At 63.8% G+C, this 4,670-nt stretch carries 5 protein-coding genes; 4 read left to right on the forward strand and 1 reads right to left on the reverse strand.

Annotated features, from left to right (window positions below; translation table 11 throughout):
- Positions 1-1,032, forward strand: a 1,032-nt coding sequence (locus ACHQ4I_RS24615) for a ketoacyl-ACP synthase III family protein (protein WP_420774202.1), incomplete at its 5' end; no start/stop codon positions are given.
- On the opposite strand, the gene ACHQ4I_RS24620 is transcribed toward ACHQ4I_RS24615, so the two are convergent.
- On the reverse strand, positions 1,029-1,967 hold the full coding sequence (locus ACHQ4I_RS24620; protein WP_420774203.1) for a M56 family metallopeptidase: 939 nt from the start codon (positions 1,965-1,967) through the stop codon (positions 1,029-1,031). The two genes, ACHQ4I_RS24615 and ACHQ4I_RS24620, sit on opposite strands and share 4 nt — an antisense overlap.
- 396 nt (positions 1,968-2,363) lie before the next feature.
- Between ACHQ4I_RS24620 and ACHQ4I_RS24625 the strand changes: the two genes are divergently transcribed.
- From ACHQ4I_RS24625 to ACHQ4I_RS24635, 3 genes are all read left to right on the forward strand, one after another.
- On the forward strand, positions 2,364-3,458 hold the full coding sequence (locus ACHQ4I_RS24625; RefSeq protein ID WP_420774204.1) for a ParB/RepB/Spo0J family partition protein: 1,095 nt from the start codon (positions 2,364-2,366) through the stop codon (positions 3,456-3,458).
- A gap of 98 nt (positions 3,459-3,556) precedes the next feature.
- Positions 3,557-3,913, forward strand: coding sequence for a BlaI/MecI/CopY family transcriptional regulator (locus tag ACHQ4I_RS24630; RefSeq protein ID WP_420774205.1), 357 nt, complete (start codon positions 3,557-3,559; stop codon positions 3,911-3,913).
- Positions 3,914-4,105: 192 nt separating this feature from the next.
- A partial coding sequence (locus ACHQ4I_RS24635; RefSeq protein ID WP_476445406.1) for a beta-ketoacyl-[acyl-carrier-protein] synthase family protein occupies positions 4,106-4,670 on the forward strand: 565 nt, incomplete at its 3' end.

Raw genomic sequence — 4,670 nt, forward strand, 5'->3', positions numbered from 1 at the left:
GCCATGAAGGTTGATGGTGTGTTTTTTGCTGGGGTGGGTTCGGCTGGGGTGGGTGTGGTGGATGTTGGGGTTGCGGTGGAGCGTGGTTGGTGGGATGCGGGGGTGGCGGAGCGGTCGGGTTTGGTGTCGGTGACGGTGGCGGGTGGTGTGCCGGCGCCGGATTTGGCGGTGGAGGCGGGGTGTCGGGCGTTGGTGGGGTCGGGGGTTTCGGTGGGGGAGGTGGATGCGGTGTTGCATACGAATGTGCATCCGCAGGGGCCGGATGGGTGGTCGGCGCAGCATTATGTGAATCGGCGGACGGTGAATCGTCCGGTGACGTCGGTGGAGATTCGGAATGGGTGTATCGGGTTTTTTTCGGCGGTGCATTTGGGGGTGTGTTTTTTGTTGGCGGATGTGGGTCGGCGGGCGGTGTTGGTGACGGCGGCGGATAATTTTGGTACTCCGGCGGTGGATCGGTGGTCGGCGTCGCGGTTGTTCGTGTTGGCTGATGGTGGGGGTGCGGTGGTGTTGTCGAAGGGGGGTGGTTTTGCGCGGTTGTTATCGATTGATTCGGTCTCCGACCCCGAACTGGAACGCCAGCATCGCGGCGGTGAGCAACTGTTCCCGCCGGGACTCACTGCCGGCGCCACGTTGAATTTCGATGAACGAATGGAGTACTGCCGCCGCGAGCCGGTCGCCGGTGAGCGTTCGCTGAGCGACTTCGGCGCGGTACTGATCGACAGCGTGGAGCGGGCACTGAAGGACGCCGAACTCGACCTCGACGACATCGTCCGCGTCGTGCACGACGGATTCAGCCGCGAGGGTCTACACGCGATCTTCTTGGACCCGTTGGGGATCGAGGAGGAGCGCGGCATCTGGGATTACACCCGGCGGGTGGGGCATGCTGGTCCGGTCGATCAGATCCGTGGGCTCGAGTACCTCTGGCGCAGTGGTGAAGTCCGCATCGGTGACCGGGTACTGCTGCTCAGTGGCGGCCCTGGGATGGAAGCGGCGTGCGCGGTCGTGGAGATCATCGGCGCGCCGCCGGCCTAGGCCAACACAACCAGGTGCAGCATCGTGATCGTGAGATGGAGCGGCGCGCTGATCGCAACCGCGGCGGCGGTCGCACGCAGGGCCAGCCGCCACAGCAAACTGGAGTTCCGACCGGGGTTGGCGGCAAGACGGGCGAGTCGATGTTCGATCGCCTGATCCGCCATTGCGAGGGCCCCGGTCGGCGGACACCGCATGGCCATGTGCAACAACGCAGATCGCACCGCCTCCGGGCCGCATGCACGCGCCGCCACGGAATCGGCACTCAACTCGACCAATTCCGCTATCGCGGCGGGTGCACCCCGGAAAAGTGGTACGAACGGCAAAGCCGCACCGAGCGTTTGGACCCAGGTAAGCAGAGCATGATGCCGTCCGCGTAGATGTGCCCGCTCATGGGCGATAACAGCCGCGGCGGCCGCATCACCGAGCCGAAACACGCCCTCGGTCGCCACGATGAACTCACGGCGGCCGCTGAGGCTGAATGCGACCGGCTGTTCGTGATCCAGCCGCAGCACATCCGGCATCGCCGACTCGGTCCGAGCAACCACCCGCAGCAGATCCGCATGCTTGTCAGCAGCACGGACGCGGCGGTTCGTCGCGCGCAGGATACGAAACCCTATCCACGCGGCACCGCTAGCGAGCAAAATGGCCATTGACCCGCCGACGAGGCATTCGACCCCGTGAGAAGCACCGTGCCCCAAGGCCTTCCACGTCCGATGCGAGAAGATGATTTTCGAAGCGAGTGTCAGACCGTGTTCGGGCAGGAACAGGACGACCGTGCTGCACACCGTCGTCGCAATGACACCGAGAATCGCCGCCAACCATGCAACCAGTAGTAGCGATGGATCACGCCGGGCGACGTCGATACGACCGAGAACCCTGGGGCCGGATATGGCCACCACTATCGCGGACACCAGCAACAGCAGCGCTGGGAGCATCCCATCACTCCTTCTTATCGCTCCGTACCCGGACATCGGTCGCGAAGTCGCCCGGCCGCGATTGCGGCCGAAGCCGAACCGCGCGCTGTATCGAAGAACCGAGGAACAGCCGCTACGACAATCGGGGACTGGCGCGGACGCGGACGTCGCAAAGGCCCGCACCGATGCGGCCTTCACCCAAGGTACCGCGAGACAATGTGTTGTCGTATCGACGTCATGTGTCGAATCTCTGTCGCCGAGCCCTTATTTATTGGGGCACAGCTGATCTGAACGCCGACACACCGACTTCGATGTGAGTTCGCCGTGTCCGGCGTTCCCTTGCTGCCTACTATGCCGCTTAGTACCTTAGTGACCGGTGTCACTTGGCGCTGAGCTTATGAAGGGGAGGACGCGCTCATGCCCGATTCGATCAGTTCTATCCCATCCGATACCGCATTCGAACAAAAGTGCGTGCGCTGGAACGATGACCTGCCGACGATTTCGTCTCTGGATGGTGTTCCCGTCAGCCTCGTCCCGATAAAGCTTCTGTCCCATGCCAATTCGGTCCGGCAGGCCGGTGAGGATTCGGCGCATACGCAGATGCTCGCCGAGACGGAGACCCCGCTGCCGCCGATCGTCGTCCATCGCGCCACCATGCGCGTGATCGACGGCATGCACCGAGTGCGGGCCGCGCAGTTGAACGGGCGCACCGCGATCGAAGCCCGCATCGTCGACTGCGACGAGGACACCGCATTCCTGCTCGCAGTCGCCTCGAACATCCAACACGGACTGACCCTGAGCAGCGCCGACCGAAAGGCGGCGGCGGGACGCATGATCATCGGGCATCCGGACTGGTCCGATCGCGCGGTGGCCGCGGCAACGGGGTTGTCGGCTTCCACCGTGGCGCTGGTTCGTGCCGCTTGTTCAACTGTGGAAAGCGTGCAGTCGAACACCCGGCTGGGCAAGGACGGCCGGATGCGCCCGGTCGACAGCGCCGCATCACGGGAGCGCGCCGCCGAGCTGCTGCGCGAGAACCCGACCGCGGCGTTGCGGGAAGTCGCCAGAGCCACCGGGCTTTCCCCGGCCACCGTCGCGGATGTGCGGCGGCGCACCGAACGCGGCGAGGACCCGGTTCCCGCAAGATACCGACGACCGCATGACCGACCGGTGAACAAGCCGGTGCCGTCGGCCAAACGGTTCGCCCCGACATCGACGACCGATCCGGATGTCCTGCTGGCCAAGCTGCGAAACGATCCCGCCCTGCGGTACAACGAAGCGGGCCGGCAGACGCTGCGCTGGCTCTACCAGCACACTGTCGACCCCGACCGATGTTCCGAGTTGGTCGCGAGTCTGCCGGGGCACTGGTCGGAGGTCGTGGCCGAACTCGCTGTGAGTTACGCGCAGACATGGCGACAGTTGGCCGAACGGCTGCACGCCGAGGCGCACAGCAGGGTGGCGCAGGGGTTGGATGCTGGCACGTCGCCTACGACAGAGACGGCGTCGTCCATGTGACTCGATACAGCAGCGCGGCTTGAATCCATTCACAGCTCTCGCGACAATCGTGTGCGATGGCCGATTGGATACCGGTCGTTCTCTCGAGGAGGTGCGGGGTGCTCGGGCTCGGTGACCTGGAAGCCGCTGTCATGGACGTGCTTTGGCGTGCCGACCACGCGATGAAGGTGCGTGAAGTGCTCGGTGAATGTACCCAGCCCGGCAGAGCTCCCGCGTACACGACGATCATGACGGTGCTCGACAACCTGCATCGCAAAGGGTGGGTCACGCGCATCCTCGACAACGGTGCGTACCGATATCGCCCGGCCGTGGGCCGTGCCGAAGCTACTTCACGTGCGCTACGGCAGGTCCTGGCCGAATCGGGAAATCCTGAAGAAGCGCTGTTGCATTTCGTGCAGTCTGCCTCCGAGCAGGAGTCGTCGATTCTCGAGGATGCGCTGCGCAACCGGCACTGATCCCGAACATCACGTTTTGGCCGAATATCGCTGTAACCGAGAGCATTTCGTGGTGTCCGAGCAATAGCCGTTGTGTTGTTGTCTATGGGTGACCGGCGAATCTACGATTCACAACATAGATACGCGCGGGAATTCCGTTGTGCTGACTCGGAATTATGTGTCGCTGCAACTCGGTCGAATTGAGGAACTGCCATGAAGGTTGATGGTGTGTTTTTTGCTGGGGTGGGTTCGGCTGGGGTGGGTGTGGTGGATGTTGGGGTTGCGGTGGAGCGTGGTTGGTGGGATGCGGGGGTGGCGGAGCGGTCGGGTTTGGTGTCGGTGACGGTGGCGGGTGGTGTGCCGGCGCCGGATTTGGCGGTGGAGGCGGGGTGTCGGGCGTTGGTGGGGTCGGGGGTTTCGGTGGGGGAGGTGGATGCGGTGTTGCATACGAATGTGCATCCGCAGGGGCCGGATGGGTGGTCGGCGCAGCATTATGTGAATCGGCGGACGGTGAATCGTCCGGTGACGTCGGTGGAGATTCGGAATGGGTGTATCGGGTTTTTTTCGGCGGTGCATTTGGGGGTGTGTTTTTTGTTGGCGGATGTGGGTCGGCGGGCGGTGTTGGTGACGGCGGCGGATAATTTTGGTACTCCGGCGGTGGATCGGTGGTCGGCGTCGCGGTTGTTCGTGTTGGCTGATGGTGGGGGTGCGGTGGTGTTGTCGAAGGGGGGTGGTTTTGCGCGGTTGTTATCGATTGATTCGGTCTCCGACCCCGAAC

Source organism: Nocardia nepalensis, from assembly GCF_048910785.1.
In the GTDB taxonomy this organism is placed as follows: Bacteria; Actinomycetota; Actinomycetes; order Mycobacteriales; family Mycobacteriaceae; genus Nocardia; species Nocardia nepalensis.

Bases quoted from the DNA above. Each gene is read 5' to 3' on its own strand.
- ACHQ4I_RS24625 (WP_420774204.1), top strand. From the start codon at position 2,364: ATGCCCGATTCGATCAGTTCTATCCCATCCGATACCGCATTCGAACAA.
- ACHQ4I_RS24620 (WP_420774203.1), bottom strand. From the start codon at position 1,967: ATGCTCCCAGCGCTGCTGTTGCTGGTGTCCGCGATAGTGGTGGCCATA.